The organism is Sphingobium herbicidovorans (assembly GCF_002080435.1).
GTDB lineage: Bacteria > Pseudomonadota > Alphaproteobacteria > Sphingomonadales > Sphingomonadaceae > Sphingobium > Sphingobium herbicidovorans.
The window spans coordinates 314,014-330,907 of record NZ_CP020539.1 but is presented as its reverse complement, the minus strand read 5'-3'; the positions used below and the strand labels follow the sequence as shown (position 1 = coordinate 330,907).

Genomic DNA, 16,894 nt, shown 5'->3' with positions numbered 1-16,894 from the left:
CGCGGCCACCGCATAGCCATCTTCGACAAGGCGGATAGCGCAGAATTATACACCGTTCAATAAATTAATTAGACAGTGTATAATTCATCTCCTATGGCGTTGTGATGGGCAGACGATCGGACCATAGCCGCGAAGAACTGGAGGCCCTGATCCTGGCCGAGGGTCACCGCCACATGGCCGAAGGCGGCTTCGCCAAATTCTCATCCCGAGAGGTCGCCAAGCGCATCGGCTATTCTGTCGGTACACTCTATAATTTATTCATTAGTTATGACCGTCTGGTCGCCGCGATCAACACACGCACCTTCGACCTTTGGGCCCAATGGCTCGAACAACGCCTCGCGCATAATCCAAAGGACAGGATCGCCGCGCTCGTGGAGGGCTATTTCAGCTTCGCGTCGGAAAACCGCAATATCTGGATGGCGATCTACGACCATCGGTTGCCGGAGGGCGTGCCCATGCCTGAGGATTATGCGGAGCGGCGCGCTCGCCTGACCGACATCGTCGTGCGGGAAGTCGCGGCGGTCCTGCCAACGGATCATAAGGATGCCGCCCCCCGCCTGGCGCGCTCGCTAGTCGCGACGGTCCACGGCCATTGCACCTTCGCGCTCAACGGCAGCTTCGCGCTGCTCGGCGAAACCGATCCGCTCGGGTTGGCGACCGCTCGCGTAAAGGAATGCCTGGGCGCTGCCGGGGCAAGGCTGTAGCGACGTCCCGCACCATGCGCCCTTCGTCCAGTCTTGCGCTCATCCGTTGATCCGGCCAAGCATGAGCGATGCATGAGCAGGACAGGCAAAGCAGGGCGGGAAGACCGAAGTCGGAAGAGGTCGAAATCCGTGCTCAGGCGCTGCTGGAAGTAGCGGAACAGGCGCTGATCGAACTGGGCTATGAACATGCCACGCTTCAGATCATCGCCGGCCGCGCCAAGGTCTCAAAAAAGACAATCTATGCCAAATATGGCGGCAAGCCCGGATTGCTCCGCGCGGTGCTTGATCGGATGGCGGATCGGAACATGGCGACCGACCTGCGCCTGCTCGACCGCGACGACCCCGCCGAAGGTCTCTATGAATGGGCGCGAATGATCATGCGCAGCACCCGGACTCCCGCCGCCCATGCCATCACTGCAATCAGCATGCGCGAAGGGCTTCGCTTCCCCGAATTTCGAAACGCGATGGAGGAAGCCCGCAAGGTTCGGCAGCAAGCGCCGCTGAAAGCCTATCTGGAACGGCTTCAGGCAAGGGGCCTGATCCGCCCGGTCGATTGCGACGAGATTGCATCGCTGTTCCTGTGGGCTTTGTCGCAGGACATGGTCGCCGCCGTGTCCGCTGGCACGGTTCAGCCATTGTCCGACAAGGAAGCCGACGAAAAGGCCCGGCGCATCGCGAAACTTATCGCGCGCGGACTGGCTCCCGGCGCAGACTGAGGGGCGGCGGCCCATGCCGCCAGCCTCCCTCAACCGTCAGAAATGCCGCGCCAGCCCGCCGTCATGATAGATGGACGCGCCCGTGACGAAACGGGACTCGTCCGATGCCAAATAGACGAACGCATGCGCCGTATCTTCCGGGAAGCTTTCGATGCCAAGCGGGCACATTTTCACCAGATCCTGGATGCCCGCCTCGCTCGATTCATAAAAGCCCAGACGCGCATATTCCTCATAACCTTCCTTCAGCAGCGGCGTGGTGGTCTGCCCCGGATGCACTGAATTGACGCGAATTCGCTTGGGTCCGAACTCAACCGCCCCGCACAAAGTCAGCATGCGCTGCGCCGATTTCGACACATGGTATCCGATATTGTTGGCGTTGGGCATGTAAGAGGCCATCGACACCGTGTTGATCACGGATCCGCCGCCGGGAAAGCGCTTGATCGTGTCCGCCAGTGCTGGCGCGCAATATTTCATGCCCAAAAAGCCGCTGTCATGGTTGACCGCCATGACCTTGCGCAAATCCTCCAGGGATGTGGTTTCGATGCCGCCATGGATCGAAATTCCCGCATTGTTTACAAGAATGTCGATAGCGCCGAATTCGGCCAGGACCGTTTCGACCAATGCCGCCCAGTCCGCCTCCAGCGTCACATCCTGCTGCGCCAACCGGTATCGACCGGCGCCATGTTTGCCGTCCATATCGGCGGTCAGCTCTGCGCCGGCGTCCATCCGCAGATCGGTTGCGATAACGGCGCGAGCACCCTCTCGCAGAAAGGCGTCGCACACTGCCGCCCCAATATTCCCCAGGCGGCCAGCACCCGTTACGATTGCCACCTTTCCATCCAAACGCGCCATGGCCGATCACCCTCTCATTTTGCCTGTTGCAAAATGGGTATCGATCAGTTCCATATCGAGTCAAGGGATAGTTGGCCGGACCCGCCAGCACGGAATCTGCACGGAGCCGGACTATGTTCCGGCGCCGTGCCTCGTCTCATCAGAAGCGGAAAGTAGCCGTTCCCATGACATTGCGCGGTGCGCCCACGAAACAATCGCCGCGCGACAGGCACGACGCGAAATATTGTTTGTTCAGCAAGTTGGTCGCATTGATCGCGAAGCGCCAATTGTTCCAGTTGATCTCCGCCAGCGCGTCCACCAGCGTATAGCTGGGCGTGACGATGGTCCAGGCCGGGCCGATCGACTCGCGCTTGCCGATATAGTTGACGCCCGCGCCCAGACGAAGCTGTGCGCCGTCCCGCATCCCGAAGGTCTTGGTCGCCCAGATCGACGCGTTGTGGCGGGGCAGATAGTCGAAATAGTCGGTGTCGTGCGACACCAGCTTGTTATAGCCATAATTCACCAGCAGCTCGAAATCTTCGGGCAACCGGTGGCTTGCTTCGAACTCGATACCCTTGGTGGTGATTTCGCCCGACTGGGTAACCGAACTGCCCGCTCCATAGAGGATGCGGTTGATTTCCTTGATATGGAAGGCGGTGACTGTCAGCATCGTGTTCGGTTCTGGCTGCCACTTGACGCCCGCTTCATATTGCGTGCCGCGCTGCGGCTTGGCCGGACCGCCACCGTCAACCGTCATGGCAATTGGCAAGAAGCTTTCAGTATAGCTGAAGAATGGCGAGAAGCCCGCGCCAATCTCTCCGATGATCCCCGCGCGGAATGTCGTCGCATTGTCCTTGACCGGCGATCCTGCGGTCGTGACCCGATCGCGCCGCGCGCCCAGCACGACCGATACGCGGTCCCACATGCGGATCTGGTCCTGCACGTAGATGCCAAGTTGCTTTTGCGATGTCCGCTCTGGAGTGCCGTCAAGCGGCGGAATGGTAAGTGCGTCATAATCGATGTCGTAGAGATCGACCACCTCATAGCCAAAGCCTCCGACCTTGCGCACCTTGTTCCAGCTATAATCGACGCCGACCAACAGCTTATGTTCTATCTGAGACCCGGTGTTGAACTTGAACAGCAGATTATTGTCGGTCGAAAAGACATTCATCCGCGCTTCGCTGCCGTCGCTATACAAACCAATCGTGCGCCCTGCGGGGTCCAGATAAGGATTGGTCGGATTGGTATAGCTATTTGCATAATGCGTGAAATAGCTGAGATTGCTGTCGATATATCGAGCCTTCACATTCAGTTCGACATTGTCGCCAAAACGCTGCGTCAGCGATCCGCCACCCTGAAGCATGCGGCCGTCATAGCGGTCCCAGCCGGGCTTGCCGACGAACAGGAAGGGGTCAAGCGCTTCGCTGTTGTTCGGATTGGGACGGAAGGTGCCGACGATCGGCAGGAACTGCGACGTCGAACCGCTCTTGTCCTTTTGGTAAAGCCCAAGCAGCGTGATGTCCGTGTCCGGCGTCGGCTGCCAACGGATCGAGGGCGAGAAGAATACGCGATCATCGGGAACATTGTCGACATAGGTGTCCGCGTCACGCACCCGGCCTACGGCGCGGACAGCAAGCGTGTCGGACAGCGCGACGTTCACATCGCCCATCGCTTCCTTGCGGTCATAGCTGCCATAGACGACCGACAGCTCGCCGCCGGTCTGGAAGGTCGGCGTCTTGGACACCAGGTTGACAAGCCCGCCAATCGAACCCTGACCAAAGAGCACGGAAGCCGGGCCGCGCACGATTTCCACCTGCGAGAAATTATAGGGGTCGGAGGTGACACTGGCGTAATAGCTGAAAATATCGCGCATGCCGTCGCGGAACTGCAGCGCGCTGATGCCGCGAATGACGAAGCTATCGACGCGCGTGTCGCGGCCATAGGCATTTGCCGTCACACCAGCGGCATATCGCACGGTATCGCTGATGCTGATCGCACCCTGCGACAAATATGTCCGGTCGCTGATCACGGTGACTGGCTGGGGAACCTCGATCGGGGGTGTTTCGGTCTTGGTGCCCGAGCGCGCTGTGACGACGATGCCATCCTTACTTGCTTCTGCGCCTTCGGGGGATTGCGCTTCATCGGCCCATGCTGGCTGAACCACCGCCAACGCCATAAGCGCGACGCCGATCTTCATCATGCCCTCATTCTTCATCTGAAATCCCCTTATTAATTAATCGAACGCGCCTTAGTATATTGCGACAAATTAGCAATAGCGTTTCATCGCATTTCCGTGGATGCGCCCGCGCGCTTTGACAGCGGCAGGCGGTGGGCGCATGGGCGATCCATGTATCTGGCCGATTTCGACATAGAGCTGTTCCTGCGGGACTATTGGCAACAGCGCCCTTTGCTGATCCGCAACCCATGGGCTGAATGGCGCAATCCGCTGGAGCCGGACGAGTTGGCCGGGCTGGCCTGTGAAGACGCGGTGGAATCCCGCCTCATCACAACGGACGGCGACGTCCTGAAGATGGAAAGCGGCCCCCTGCCCGAAGCACGCTTCGGTGAACTGGGAAACAGCCCCTGGACACTGGTGGTTCAGGCTGTGGACCATCATGCGCCAGCCGTCGCGGAGTTGGTCGAGCCATTCCGCTTTATCCCGAACTGGCGCATCGACGATGTGATGGTCAGCTATGCGACCGACGGCGGCGGCGTTGGACCGCATTTCGATCAATATGATGTCTTCCTGATTCAGGGGCTGGGAAAGCGGCGCTGGCGCGTTGGGCCGCGATGCAATTCGGCGACGCCCTTGTTGCCGCATGAGGATCTACGCTTGATCGCCGATTTCGAGGCTACGGGCGAGTGGATACTCGAACCGGGCGACATGCTGTATGTGCCGCCCTGCTTCGCGCATGACGGTGTGGCCGTCGGCGATGATTGCATGACCTATTCCATCGGTTTTCGCGCGCCGTCCCGCGCCGAACTGATCGAAAGCTGGTGCGAGCATCAGGCGGACGCCGCGCCGGAAGAGGATCGCTATGCCGATCCGGCCCTGCCGGTTCAGGACAATCCTGGCGAGATCACGGCCCCCGCCCTCAACAGACTGCATGCGATGGTTATGGAGGCCCTGTCAGACCGCGAGGCCTTTGCCCGCTGGTTCGGCCTGCATAACAGCCTGCCCAAATATGCCGATGCCGATTGGCGGCCGGAAGACCCGATCGACCAGAAGGAAGTCCAGTCGCTTCTGGCCCAAGGCATCCCATTGAAGCGCAATCCTGCCAGCCGCTTTTCCTTCATCCGCCAGGGCGTCGATATCCTGCTGTTTGTCGATGGCCATTGTTTCGAATGCGCGGAAGAGACGGCGGGGCTGGCCGAACAATTGGGCGCGGCCCATCTCTTGAAGGTCGATCCGGCGCTTTGCGCAAGCCATGATGCGACCGCACTCATCAAGACGCTGATCGACCAGGGCAGTCTGGCGTTCGAAGAGGAGGATTGAGACCATGACACTCATCCTGTTCAACAAACCCTATGGCGTGCTGTGCCAGTTCACGGATGAAAGCACAGGACCGCCGCGTCCGACGCTGGCGGCGTTCATCGACAGACCTGGCGTCTATCCTGCCGGGCGGCTGGATCTGGACAGCGAAGGATTGCTGCTGCTGACCGACGACGGGCGGTTGCAGGCGCGGATCGCCGATCCCCGGTTCAAGACGCCAAAGACCTATCTGGCGCAGGTGGAGGGAGAGCCGGACGAGGCCGCGCTGGAAGCATTACGGCGCGGCGTGCGGCTAAAGGACGGGCCAACCCTGCCCGCGCAGGTCGAACGGATAGACGATCCGGCGCTCTGGCCCCGCGATCCGCCGGTCAGGTTCCGCAAGAGCGTGCCGGACTGCTGGCTGCGGCTGACGATCCGGGAAGGGCGCAATCGGCAGGTCCGACGAATGACAGCAGCGGTGGGGCATCCGACGTTGCGGCTGGTGCGCTGGCGGATCGGTGACTGGACGCTCGATGGCATTCCGCAGGGAACATGGCGCGAAGCGGCGGCGGGCAGCTAGGCAGACCCTTCGATCAGCATTTTCAATGCCCGTAGATCGCGATTGACCCATTTGATGTCGGCTGCGAATCGATCATCATCCATGCCCGGCTGACGAAAAAGCGTCAGCATGACCTCCGCACCCTTGCCGTTGGCGACGACGCGAAGCGGAACATGGACTTCCTCGCCTCTGCCCAGGTCCACATGATGATCCATCACGCCATAGTCATTATGGGGCGTGAAGCGGATGCGGATTGGACCTTCCGGCCCGTCCGCCAGCCAGCATCCATCTTCTTCGCGAAGTTCCGATTCCGCGAGGCCGGAAGCCCATTTCGGGAAAGATTCCGGCCGCCAGATCATCTCGTAGAGCGCCTGCCAGTCACGGTCGATCGTTACGCTGTAGGTGCGAGCGGGAAGCATTTGGGAAACTCCTGCCATTGTCTTGATCCAATGATGGTTCATGCCCCTGTAACGCGCGCACCTCCCCTCGCCTATGTTCTCTCGATTTAAGATGGGAACGGGAGCATCTGCAGCGCGTTGAGCCGAAAACCTGTGAGAAGGCGCTGCATGTCCCGAACCACCTTGACTATCCTTGCCGCTGGATTGACCGTTGCAGCCTGCAATCATGCCAGCGAGCAACGGGTGGAGGATGGTACACCCCACGCAACCGCTACCGCGGACGTCCGGATCGAAAAGACCGCTGAGAGGCTATTGGCGGCGATCAAGCGGTTATAGGAAGGGTCGTCGGCCGCACCCCGTCTCTCTTGCAGAGCAGCAAGGCCGAAAAGCTGGCTTCCTGTCTTGACGAAACCGGTATCCGGGGCAGGGAGATAGCATGAGTCGCTGTATCCTTTCACTTCGTTTCGGCCTGTTCGTCGTAGCTGCATGCCTGACCGCCGTGCGGGCCGCGGCGGCCGATCCGGCGCCATTCGATCTGGCTGGTCCCGACCTGTCGGTCAGCGTGAGCCGCGGAGGACGCACCCTGCCCATCGGTCAGGTTCCGGCTCTGGCCACCGGCGACGTCATCCGTATCGAGGCAAAGCTGCCCCCGGACCAGGCTGTCCGTTACCTGCTGGTCTCCGCGTTCCTGCGCGGCGTCACCAATCCGCCTCCCAAAAAATGGATCGCCAGCGCAGAGACTTGGGAAAAAACGGACAAAAAGCGGATGCTGAAGCTGACCGTCCCGGATCATGCCCGGCAACTTGTCCTGTTCATGGTGCCCGACACACGGGGCGATTTCAGTGCGATCTCCGACGCCGTGAGGGGCAGGCCGGGCGAATTCGTCCGAGTGACGCAGGACATCAACAAGGCGTCGCTCGACAGGACCAGGCTCAACGCGTTCATCCTGGGCATCCGGTCGCAAGAAAATACGCACCCGGAATATCTGCGGAATGTCGCGCCCGTCCTTTCCTCCAGCCTTGCGGTCAAACTGAACCCGGACTGCCTGGCGAAAGTGGTGGAATTCCAGGCCGCCTGCCTTCTGGAAAACAGAGACAGCCTGGTGCTGGGCGACATCCACAGCAATTCGCTGACCGAGACGATCATCGGCGCACCGACCGACCTTGCCCTGCAATTGAGCGCGACCCGAGAGGGCGGATATGGCTTCTACAGCCCCTATATCAGCGTGGTGCGCGACCTTGCGCGAATGTTCGGCGCTTTCAACAATCCTGAATTCAACTATCTGCCCGCTCTGGGAATCCAGAATGGCCATTCGATATCCTTGTTGCTGAACAGCGCGCCGTCCTTTCGCAGGCCCAAGTCGGTGCTGGTCGCCGCACTGCCCGCGATCGAGAAGAATGTGCCGCCCCCGCTGCGTAGCAGCGGCGACGCGCCCATATGCGCGACGCGGCCGGGCGCGGTATTCGGGGTCGATGGAGCGCCGCTCGTCTTTGCCACCGACTATGCGCACAACATGGCATTGCGCCTGACAGATAAGGATGGGCGCGTGGTGGAGGCACCCGTGATCGCGCACGCGGACAAGGGCGGCTATATATTTGCGCCATCGTTCGACCCGACTGGTTTAAAGGGCTCCGTCACAGCGCGCCTGCATGGCTTTTGGGGGTTCGATGCCTTTGAAGGCCCAAAGTTTGCGGCACAATTTCCACAGGATGATGGCTGGCAAGTCGCGCCCGGCCAACGCCTGCAAACAGGTCGCAAAAACAATGTTCTGGTGACCGGTCCTTCGCTCGCATGCGTCAGAAACATTGCCGTTCAGCTGCCGGACGGGCGCAATCTTACCGCCGACTGGCAGATGAAGGGTGAACGGCTTTCAATCGACATTCCCTTGTCCGATCTTGCTGCACCGGGGGACGTTCGTATCGCGATCCAGCCATATGGCGGCGGAAAACCGGCGGTCATCACCATCCCCGCCGAAGAGGAAGACATGGCATGAACGCGCGCGGTTCGCATGGGACTGGCAAGATGTTCCTCAAATGGTAAGGCACCGCTTCCGCCGACCAAATGGATGAAGTGATGAAGACCAAGAACAGCCTCGAAGCCAGCGACGTAAAAGCAATCCTCTCCGCCGCGGAAACGGAGGCGCTGGCCAATGATTGGGCCGTAACCATCGCAGTTGTCGATGACGGCGGCCATCTGCTCGGCTTGCATAGAATGGACGGCGCTGCCGCCAGCACCGCCCACATGGCGCCAGCAAAAGCCGTAACGTCGATCCTCGGCCGACGGGAATCGAAGGTCTATGAAGATCTGGTGCTGAACGGACGAGTGACGATGATGTCCGCGCCTGCACTACAGGCCCTGCTCGAAGGCGGGGTTCCCATCGTGGTGGATGGCGACTTCGTTGGTGCAGTCGGCGTGTCTGGGGTCAAGTCGGAACAGGATGCCCAGATCGCGCGCGCAGGCATCGCAGCCATCCTGGGATAAGAGCGACCTGAAAATGCATAATCCGATGATTGGACGCGTATGAATTTCGACGATCAGCTGCGACGCTATTTCGGGTCGGACAAGCTGGACTCCGTTCCGCCTTCCGCCATTGAAGCGGGCATAGAAAGAATGCGCGTCGATTTTGGCCTGGAGACGGATCGCGGTCGGCGCTTTGCGCTCTGGTCGCTCCTGTTCCTGCTGGGGGCTGCGCCGGACCTCGATGCCTTTGATGATCCGGCGGATCGGGATGCCGCGCGCGACTTCATGGACATGATGGACAAGGATCGCTGATCCCGGACATGCAGGGTGGGTATCTACGCCCTTTCTGCTTTCGCGTCCCGATCCACGGTCCATTGGGCGATGTCCGCTTCCTGGCCGATCAGCGCCAGCCCATGCGCGATGGACGTCAGCTCATCGCCGCTGGCGATCCGGCTTGCGGAGAAGCGCTGGTCGAACAGGCGGCGAACGGCAGGGATCAGGGAGGAGCCGCCCGTCAGGAAGACATGGTCGATCGCCTCGGCGCGGACACCCGCGTTGACCAGTGCCGCATCGATGGCCGTGCCGATCCGCGCGAGATCGGGCGCGATCCAGCCTTCAAACTCAGCCCGGCTGACGTCAGCCTCCACACGCACGCCAGCGCTGTCGAAGTGGAAATGCGCGCGTTCTTCGCTGGAAAGGACGCGCTTCAATCGCGCCACTGCATCATAGAGGGGATAGCCCAACTCATTTTCCACCACCGCGATCATCCGGCCGATAGCCGCTGGATCGGTCGCTGCCCGCTGGAGCTTGTTCAGGTCGGCCAGCGTGCGGCGATTATGCATCAGCGCCAGGCGTGACCAATCGCCAAAGTCGGTAAAATGCCCTGCCGGAATTTCCAGCCGCTTGCCCATGGAGTCATAAGTGCCGCCCTTGCCCAGCATGGGCAGCACCAGATTGTCCATGATCCGATAGTCGAAGCGGTCCCCCGCTATGCCGACGCCAGCCGATCCGAGCGGCGTACAGCGTTGCGCAACGCCGGGCGCCGCGATCCGCACCACGGAAAAGTCGCTGGTGCCGCCGCCAAAGTCAGCGACCAGCAAGGTTGCCGGTTCGGCAAGTCGCGCAGCGAAGCTGAAGGCGGCGCCAAGCGGCTCGTAGACATAATGCACCTCCCGCTTCAACGCCGCAAACATCAGGTCATAACGCTGCCGGGCAAGGACATTGTCCGGGCGCTGCCCCACATAGCGGACGGGACGTCCGACAATGACGCGCGGCGGCAGCGCCTTCAGCGCCTCCCCGGCATGGGCGCGCAGGCGGTCGAGAAAGATCGCGCCCAGTTCCTCGAAACGGAGGCGCTTTTCGAAGATGGTCGCATGTTCGAATGCGCGGCTGGCGGCGACCGACTTGAAGGATTGCAGGAAGCGGCTGCCCTGGGGATATTCGAGAAATTCGGCGATCGCCCAGGGGCCAGCTTCGCGCGCGATGCCGCCGGGAACTGCGTGATCTTCCCAGAAGCAAAGGGCGGAGCGGAAGATGGAGGCGGAGCCGTCTGGAGCGGCGAAATCGACCATTGACGCATCGCCGCCGGGGCTGCCGAGCGCGACGACGGAGTTGGTCGTGCCGAAATCTATGCCGATCGAGCTGGGCGAATGCATGAAGGAACCATCGAGTTAAAACGAATTTCGGGGCGGGCCTCTTGGCAGCTGTGGGGACGGGGCGCAACGGGATTGCCATGGGTTATGCAACGGCGCCCTTGAGCTATTCGCCGGGGCATCTATATACTGATCGGTATGAAAACCGAATTCGCCCCCGCCAGAGGCCGTCCGCGCGAGTTTGATCCGGACAAGGCGCTGGCCGCCGCGCTGGAGATATTCTGGCGTCGCGGCTATGAAGGCGCTTCGCTCGCGGAGCTGACCGAGGCGATGGGCATCACCAAGCCGAGCCTTTATGCCTGTTTCGGCAACAAGGAATCGCTCTTCCGCAAGGCGCTCGACCTCTATGAGCGGGACAAGCTGTGTTATGTGCAGTCGGCGCTGGAAGCGCCCACGGCCAAGCAGGTCGCGGAACGGCTGCTGAAAGGCGCGCTCGCCATGCAGTGCGGCAACACCGATCCCAAGGGGTGCATGGGCGTCATCAGTTCCGTCGCCAATACGGCGCACGCCGAATGTATCCGCAACGAGATCCTGGCGCGACGCGCCTCGTCCGACCGGGCGCTGATCGAACGGTTCGAACGGGCGCAGGAGGAAGGTGACCTGCCCGCGGGCGTCGAGCCCAAGGCGCTTGCCCTCTACCTGACCACGATGCTTCAGGGTCTGGCGGTTCAGGCGGGGTCCGGGGTTTCGGAAGACCGATTGACCCAGCTTGTCGATACCGCACTAACCATGTGGCCGAGTTCGTAATATCACTGCAATTTCGGTGACTTAATAAAAACGACCGATCGGTATACAAAGCGGCTTGACGATCGGCCACACCGCATTATATACCATGTGGTAGTTAATTCGACATTCATTGGGAGGTCGAATGCAAGACAGGGATTGCCGTCGCTGACGGCATAGGCGCGGCCGTTCGGAGAGGCAGGCCGTTCCTTTTCATCATTGGACAACACTGGCGGCCCGCGACGCAATGACGCGCGGGCGCAGGGCGGTCGTTTTTCCATTCGCGAAGTCGGCGATTTCGCGGGGCGTAGCCACGCGCCCTGCCGCGCCGCCTTCGACAAACAGGGGACGAGATCATGGTCTATCGTTCAGACATATTCCTGGCCAAAGGCGGCGTGGGGGAAGCATTCGCAGCGCCGTGCCAAAGGCGGACGCGGCAAAAGCCGAAGAGGCGAGCTTTTCTCCGCTGGAGTGGCAAGTCGTGCAGCTTGCCCGGCAGGACAGCCTGGCGACGCTGCGCGAACCCGGCCGCTGGACCCGGCTGCAACGGCTGATCTTCGGGCAAAAGCCGGACCCGCGGCTGGCCGACAAGCGGCTGGAAGCGCTGCGCCAGATCGCGGTCGAGGCGTGGCACCGCAGCTATGACGTGCATTCCCGCCGCATATCCGCCTTTCGGTCCGCCGGGTTCACCGAAGCCCATCTCGAACGGCTGCTCGCCACCATCGCCGCCATGCGCGGCAGCCCGAAGGTCAGGAGTTTCGCATGAACATGCACAAGCCCATCGACGCCGACAGCCATGATGCGGTGTCTTCCCCACTCCTGCGGCGACGCAAGCGCCATGCCGCCATCGCAGCGATCGCGCTTGTGATCCTGGGCGGCATCGGGTGGAAATTGATCGATCGCCCGCAGGCGCAGGCCGCGCCATCGACGCTGGCCGTGGTGGGGGTCGCTGCGCCGCTCAGCCGCGCGGTCACGCAATGGGATGATTATGTCGGGCGGTTCGCGCCGAGCCAGACGGTCGATATCCGCCCGCGTGTTTCCGGGTCGGTGACGGCGATCCATTTCCGGGACGGCGACTATGTGAAGGCAGGCCAATTGCTCTTCACCGTCGATCAGCGCCCCTTCCTCGCTGCCTTGGCCGAGGCCCGCGCCAATAGCGCGAGCGCACGCAGCGCGCTGATGCTGGCGCAGAATGACTATAAGCGAGTCCAGCGGCTGACGGGCGATGAAGCGGTTTCGGCAAGCGAAGTCGATGCCCTGCGGTCGCGACTGCAAGCGGCTCAGGCGGCACTGGCGGCGGCACAGGCGCGCGAGCGTCAGCGGGCGCTGGAGGTGGAGTTCACGCAGGTCCGCGCGCCCATATCGGGACGCGTGTCCGACCGGCGGGTCGATATCGGCAATCTGGTGTCCGGCGCGGAAGGCGCGGGCGCGACATTGCTGACCACCATCAACAAACTTGATCCCATCTATTTCAACTTCGACGCGTCCGAAGCGCTGTATCTGAAGTCGCAGCGGGACAAGGATAGCGCGGGCGCGGTCGAGGTGCGGTTGCAGGATGAAGCCGATTATCGCCACAAGGGCCGTCTGGACTTTACCGACAACGGCCTTGATCCGCGATCCGGCACGATCCGCATCCGCGCGGTGTTCGCCAATCCCGACATGTTCCTGACGCCGGGCATGTTCGGCAACATGCGTCTCGCCAATGGCGGGAAGGTGAACGCCCTGCTGATCCCGGACGAGGCCGTTCAGTCCGACCAGGCGCGCAAGACGGTATTGGTCGTCGGCAAGGATGACAGCGTGTCCGCCAAGCCGGTCGAACTGGGGCCGGTGGTGGATGGATTGCGCATTATCCGGGCGGGCTTGTCGCCCAGTGACCGGGTGGTGGTGAGCAATCTTCAGTCGGCGATGCCGGGGGCTAAGGTCGCGACGCGGGCTGTGGCGATCAAGGCTTCCCCCGCGCCGGTGGCGGCCAGTGAGAGCAGCGTTCCGGCTGCTTCGCAGGCTACGTTCGCCAGGTAAAACCTATCTCCGTTCGGGCTGAGCCTGTCGAAGCCCTTCACTTCTCTTTCAAGGAAAAGTGGAGCCCTTCGACAAGCTCAGGGCGAACGGGGGACAGGATCGGAAATCAAACCAACTCCCGCGATCCCCGGACCGCGCACCCTTCTTCACGCCATCGAGGAACAGACCGATGCGCCTATCCCGTTTCTTCATTGACCGGCCGATCTTCGCCGCGGTTATCGCGGTGGTCATTACCGTGGTCGGCGCGCTGGCCTTTATCGGCCTGCCCGTGTCCCAATATCCCAACATCGTGCCGCCCACGGTCACCGTGTCGGCGCAATATCCCGGCGCATCGGCCGAGACCGTCGCATCGACGGTCGCCGCGCCGATCGAGCAGGAAATCAACGGTGTTGATGACATGCTTTACCAGAGCAGCCAATCGACGGGCGACGGCAAGGTCACGATCACCATCACCTTCAAGGTCGGCACCGATCTGGACGAGGCGCAGGTGCTGGTCCAGAACCGGGTGGCTGTCGCCATCCCCCGCCTGCCCGAAGAGGTGCAGCGGCTGGGCGTGATCACGCGCAAGACGACGCCGGACTTTCTGATGATCGTCAATCTTCAGTCGCCAGACGGCACGTTCGACCGCAATTACCTGTCCAACTATGCGTTGACGCAGGTGCGCGACCGGCTGGCGCGGCTGGATGGCGTGGGCGATGTGCGGCTGTTCGGGTCGCGCGACTATGCGATGCGCGTCTGGATCGATCCCGACCGCGCCGCTGCGCTGGACCTGACGGCTGGGGAGATCGTGTCCGCGCTCCGTTCGCAAAATGTGCAGGTGTCCACGGGCGCGCTGGGCCAGCCGCCCTATGACCGGGGTGAAGCCTTTCAGTTGGGCGTTGAAATGCAGGGCCGGCTGACCGAGCCCAAGCAATTTGCCGATGCCGTCATCCGCACCGATGCGGATGGCCGTCAGGTTCGGGTGAGCGATGTCGCTCGCGTCGAGCTGGGCGCGCAGGATTATGGCATCAACACCTATCTGTCCGGTAAGCCCACGGTGGTAATCGCGGTGATGCAGCGCCCCGGATCCAACGCGCTGGACGCGGCGGAGAAGGTGAAGGCGGAGATGGACGAGCTGTCCACGACCTTCCCCAAGGGCCTGGAATATAGCGTCATCTACAACCCGACCGAGTTCATCAGCCAGTCCATCGACGCGGTTTATCACACGCTGTTCGAAGCGGTGATATTGGTGGTCCTCGTCATCCTGATCTTCTTGCAGAACTGGCGGGCGGCGGTCATTCCGATCATCGCCATCCCGGTATCGCTGATCGGGACGGCGGCGGTGCTGGCGGCGCTGGGCTATTCGCTCAACAACCTGTCGCTGTTCGGGCTGGTGCTCGCCATCGGCATCGTCGTCGATGACGCGATCGTCGTCGTCGAAAATGTCGAGCGGAACATCGAACATGGCATGTCGCCGCTGGAAGCAGCGCGGACATCGATGGACGAGGTGTCGGCGGCGCTGGTCGCGATCGTGCTGGTGCTGTGCGCCGTGTTCGTGCCGACTTTGTTCATCACCGGCATTTCTGGTGCTTTCTACCAGCAGTTCGCGGTGACGATCTCTACCGCGACGGTGATCTCGCTGATCCTGTCGCTCACCCTGTCCCCGGCGGCGGCGGCGTTGCTGCTGAAGCCCAAGCATGGGGATCATGATCTGGACAATGCGCCGCGCTGGCGCAGGGTCGGCGCGCGGGCGGCGGCGGGTTTCAACCGGGGTTTTGACCGCATGAGCGCCGGCTATGCACGGCTGACGCGCTTCCTGGTGCTGCGGCCCAAGAAGATGCTGCTGACCTATGCGGGGCTGATCGCCGCGACCATCGCCCTGTTCTGGGTGACGCCGGGCGGGTTCGTGCCGTCGCAGGATCAGGGTTATTTCCTGGCCGTGGTGCAACTGCCTTCGGGCGCGTCGCTCGAACGCACGGACAAGGTGACGAAGGAGGTCGCGCAAAAGCTGCTGCCCATCAAGGGGCTGCGCGGCGCGGTGATGTTTGCAGGCTTCCACGGCCCATCGCAGACGCAGGCGCCCAACAGCGCGGCGATCTACTTCCCGTTCAACAGCTTTGCGGAGCGGCAGAAGGAAGGCGTCACCTATGCAGGCATCATGGAGCAGGCGCACAAGGCCGTCGCGGGATATGAAAAGGCGCGCATCCTGTTGCTGCCGCCGCCGACCATTTCGGGGCTGGTGCCGCCCGGCGGTTTCCGCATGCTGGTGCAGGATAAGGAGGAGCGCGGCTATACGCAGCTGAACAAGGTCGCGCAGGACTTCATCGGCAAGGCGAACCAGACCCCCGGGCTTTCGATGGTCTATACGCTGTTCGACAATGCGACGCCGCGCGTCTTTGCCGATGTCGACAGGCGGAAGGCCGACCTGCTCGGCGTGCCGCCGGAGCGCGTGTTCGAAGCGATGCAGGTCTATCTGGGTTCGGCCTTCGTCAATGACTTCAACCTGCTGGGGCGCACCTATCGCGTGACGGCGCAGGCGGATGCCGACCATCGCGGGACAGTTGCGGATATCGCGAACCTCAAGACCCGGTCGAACAGTGGTCAGATGGTGCCGATCGGCTCTGTCTCGACCTTCGAGGACAAGACCGGCCCCTATCGCGTGGTGCGTTACAATATGCTCCCGGCGGTGGAGGTGGATGGCAATAATGCGCCCGGCTACAGCACCGGCCAGGCGCTGACGACGATGGAGAAGCTGGCCGATGACAGCCTGCCCGAAGGCTATGCCAGGGAGTGGACGGGCGTCGCCTATCAGCAGGTGATGGCAGGCAATACCGCAGGCATCGTGTTCGGGATGGCGGTGTTCTTCGTCTTCCTGGTGCTGGCGGCGCAATATGAAAGCCTGACATTGCCGCTGTCGATCATCCTGATCGTGCCGATGTGCCTGTTCGCGGCCATGCTGGGCGTGAACCTGCGGGGGATGGACAACAACATCCTGACGCAGATCGGTCTGGTCGTGCTGATCGCGCTGGCGGCGAAGAACGCAATCCTTGTGGTCGAATTCGCCAAGCAGGCGGAGGAAGAACAGGGCCTCTCGCCCGTCGAGGCGGCGGTTCAGGCGGCGCAGACCCGGCTTCGCCCGATCCTGATGACCAGCTTCGCCTTCATCCTGGGCGCGGTGCCGCTGGTGATCGCGAGCGGGGCTGGCGCGGAGTTGCGGCAGGCGCTGGGCACGGCCGTCTTCTTCGGCATGACCGGCGTGACGGCGTTCGGCCTGCTCTTCACCCCCACCTTCTACGTCGTGTGCCGCGCGCTGGGCGACCGCTTTTCCCGCAAGGGGAAGGGCGGCGCCCCGACCGCGCTGCAACCGGCCGAATAGGAATG

Annotated in this window: 15 protein-coding genes; 11 read left to right on the top strand and 4 right to left on the bottom strand. The window is 62.0% G+C overall.

From position 1 onward, the window contains the following. Positions 1-104: 104 nt before the first annotated feature. The gene (locus tag B6S01_RS16185) at positions 105-704 is read left to right on the top strand and encodes a TetR/AcrR family transcriptional regulator (protein ID WP_037468077.1); all 600 of its coding nucleotides are present in this window, start codon (positions 105-107) and stop codon (positions 702-704) included. Positions 705-772: 68 nt separating this feature from the next. Beyond that, positions 773-1,420 (top strand): TetR/AcrR family transcriptional regulator, encoded by a 648-nt coding sequence (locus B6S01_RS16180; RefSeq protein ID WP_051908485.1) that lies wholly within the window; start codon positions 773-775, stop codon positions 1,418-1,420. Between the two features lie 36 nt (positions 1,421-1,456). Here B6S01_RS16180 and B6S01_RS16175 read toward each other — a convergent pair whose 3' ends face one another. Next, positions 1,457-2,272, bottom strand: coding sequence for an SDR family NAD(P)-dependent oxidoreductase (locus tag B6S01_RS16175; RefSeq protein ID WP_037468079.1), 816 nt, complete (start codon positions 2,270-2,272; stop codon positions 1,457-1,459). A 139-nt stretch (positions 2,273-2,411) separates the two neighbouring features. Beyond that, on the bottom strand, positions 2,412-4,466 hold the full coding sequence (locus B6S01_RS16170) for a TonB-dependent siderophore receptor (RefSeq protein ID WP_407695220.1): 2,055 nt from the start codon (positions 4,464-4,466) through the stop codon (positions 2,412-2,414). Positions 4,467-4,598: 132 nt separating this feature from the next. Between B6S01_RS16170 and B6S01_RS16165 the strand changes: the two genes are divergently transcribed. After that, entirely contained in the window at positions 4,599-5,747 is a 1,149-nt protein-coding gene (locus B6S01_RS16165; RefSeq protein WP_037468084.1) for a cupin domain-containing protein, read from the top strand. Between the two features lie 4 nt (positions 5,748-5,751). Further along, on the top strand, positions 5,752-6,303 hold the full coding sequence (locus tag B6S01_RS16160) for an rRNA large subunit pseudouridine synthase E (RefSeq protein WP_037468089.1): 552 nt from the start codon (positions 5,752-5,754) through the stop codon (positions 6,301-6,303). Here B6S01_RS16160 and B6S01_RS16155 read toward each other — a convergent pair. Next, a complete protein-coding gene (locus B6S01_RS16155) occupies positions 6,300-6,701 on the bottom strand; it encodes a hypothetical protein (protein ID WP_037468091.1) in 402 nt (133 codons plus the stop codon). The two genes, B6S01_RS16160 and B6S01_RS16155, sit on opposite strands and share 4 nt — an antisense overlap. Positions 6,702-7,116: 415 nt before the next feature. Here B6S01_RS16155 and B6S01_RS16150 point away from each other — a divergent pair, with 415 nt between their 5' ends. The 3 genes from B6S01_RS16150 (at position 7,117) to B6S01_RS16140 (ending at position 9,452) form a co-directional block, all read left to right on the top strand. Further along, the gene (locus B6S01_RS16150) at positions 7,117-8,673 is read left to right on the top strand and encodes a hypothetical protein (protein ID WP_051908487.1); all 1,557 of its coding nucleotides are present in this window, start codon (positions 7,117-7,119) and stop codon (positions 8,671-8,673) included. Positions 8,674-8,753: 80 nt separating this feature from the next. Next, positions 8,754-9,161, top strand: coding sequence for a GlcG/HbpS family heme-binding protein (locus B6S01_RS16145; RefSeq protein ID WP_037468327.1), 408 nt, complete (start codon positions 8,754-8,756; stop codon positions 9,159-9,161). A gap of 39 nt (positions 9,162-9,200) precedes the next feature. Continuing rightward, a complete protein-coding gene (locus B6S01_RS16140) occupies positions 9,201-9,452 on the top strand; it encodes a hypothetical protein (RefSeq protein WP_037468093.1) in 252 nt (83 codons plus the stop codon). A gap of 23 nt (positions 9,453-9,475) precedes the next feature. Here the strand turns inward: B6S01_RS16140 and B6S01_RS16135 are convergent, their stop codons facing one another. Beyond that, a complete protein-coding gene (locus B6S01_RS16135) occupies positions 9,476-10,795 on the bottom strand; it encodes an Hsp70 family protein (protein WP_037468095.1) in 1,320 nt (439 codons plus the stop codon). A 135-nt stretch (positions 10,796-10,930) separates the two neighbouring features. On the opposite strand from B6S01_RS16135, the gene B6S01_RS16130 reads away from it, so the two are divergent. The 4 genes from B6S01_RS16130 to B6S01_RS16115 all read left to right on the top strand — a co-directional run bounded on the left by B6S01_RS16130 (position 10,931) and on the right by B6S01_RS16115 (position 16,889). After that, a complete protein-coding gene (locus B6S01_RS16130) occupies positions 10,931-11,539 on the top strand; it encodes a TetR/AcrR family transcriptional regulator (protein WP_037468097.1) in 609 nt (202 codons plus the stop codon). Positions 11,540-11,933: 394 nt separating this feature from the next. Further along, positions 11,934-12,281, top strand: a complete 348-nt coding sequence (locus tag B6S01_RS16125) for a hypothetical protein (RefSeq protein WP_094182657.1) — start codon at positions 11,934-11,936, stop codon at positions 12,279-12,281. Beyond that, positions 12,278-13,534, top strand: coding sequence for an efflux RND transporter periplasmic adaptor subunit (locus B6S01_RS16120; protein WP_037468100.1), 1,257 nt, complete (start codon positions 12,278-12,280; stop codon positions 13,532-13,534). The genes B6S01_RS16125 and B6S01_RS16120 overlap by 4 nt, the downstream gene beginning before the upstream one ends. A 169-nt stretch (positions 13,535-13,703) precedes the next feature. Next, a complete protein-coding gene (locus B6S01_RS16115; protein ID WP_037468103.1) occupies positions 13,704-16,889 on the top strand; it encodes an efflux RND transporter permease subunit in 3,186 nt (1,061 codons plus the stop codon). The last annotated feature ends 5 nt before the right edge of the window (positions 16,890-16,894 follow it).

Coding starts and splice junctions, on each gene's coding strand:
- B6S01_RS16185 (WP_037468077.1), top strand. CDS start 105: ATGGGCAGACGATCGGACCATAGCCGCGAAGAACTGGAGGCCCTGATC.
- B6S01_RS16180 (WP_051908485.1), top strand. CDS start 773: ATGCATGAGCAGGACAGGCAAAGCAGGGCGGGAAGACCGAAGTCGGAA.
- B6S01_RS16175 (WP_037468079.1), bottom strand. CDS start 2,272: ATGGCGCGTTTGGATGGAAAGGTGGCAATCGTAACGGGTGCTGGCCGC.
- B6S01_RS16170 (WP_407695220.1), bottom strand. CDS start 4,466: ATGAAGAATGAGGGCATGATGAAGATCGGCGTCGCGCTTATGGCGTTG.
- B6S01_RS16165 (WP_037468084.1), top strand. CDS start 4,599: ATGTATCTGGCCGATTTCGACATAGAGCTGTTCCTGCGGGACTATTGG.
- B6S01_RS16160 (WP_037468089.1), top strand. CDS start 5,752: ATGACACTCATCCTGTTCAACAAACCCTATGGCGTGCTGTGCCAGTTC.
- B6S01_RS16155 (WP_037468091.1), bottom strand. CDS start 6,701: ATGCTTCCCGCTCGCACCTACAGCGTAACGATCGACCGTGACTGGCAG.
- B6S01_RS16150 (WP_051908487.1), top strand. CDS start 7,117: ATGAGTCGCTGTATCCTTTCACTTCGTTTCGGCCTGTTCGTCGTAGCT.
- B6S01_RS16145 (WP_037468327.1), top strand. CDS start 8,754: ATGAAGACCAAGAACAGCCTCGAAGCCAGCGACGTAAAAGCAATCCTC.
- B6S01_RS16140 (WP_037468093.1), top strand. CDS start 9,201: ATGAATTTCGACGATCAGCTGCGACGCTATTTCGGGTCGGACAAGCTG.
- B6S01_RS16135 (WP_037468095.1), bottom strand. CDS start 10,795: ATGCATTCGCCCAGCTCGATCGGCATAGATTTCGGCACGACCAACTCC.
- B6S01_RS16130 (WP_037468097.1), top strand. CDS start 10,931: ATGAAAACCGAATTCGCCCCCGCCAGAGGCCGTCCGCGCGAGTTTGAT.
- B6S01_RS16120 (WP_037468100.1), top strand. CDS start 12,278: ATGAACATGCACAAGCCCATCGACGCCGACAGCCATGATGCGGTGTCT.
- B6S01_RS16115 (WP_037468103.1), top strand. CDS start 13,704: ATGCGCCTATCCCGTTTCTTCATTGACCGGCCGATCTTCGCCGCGGTT.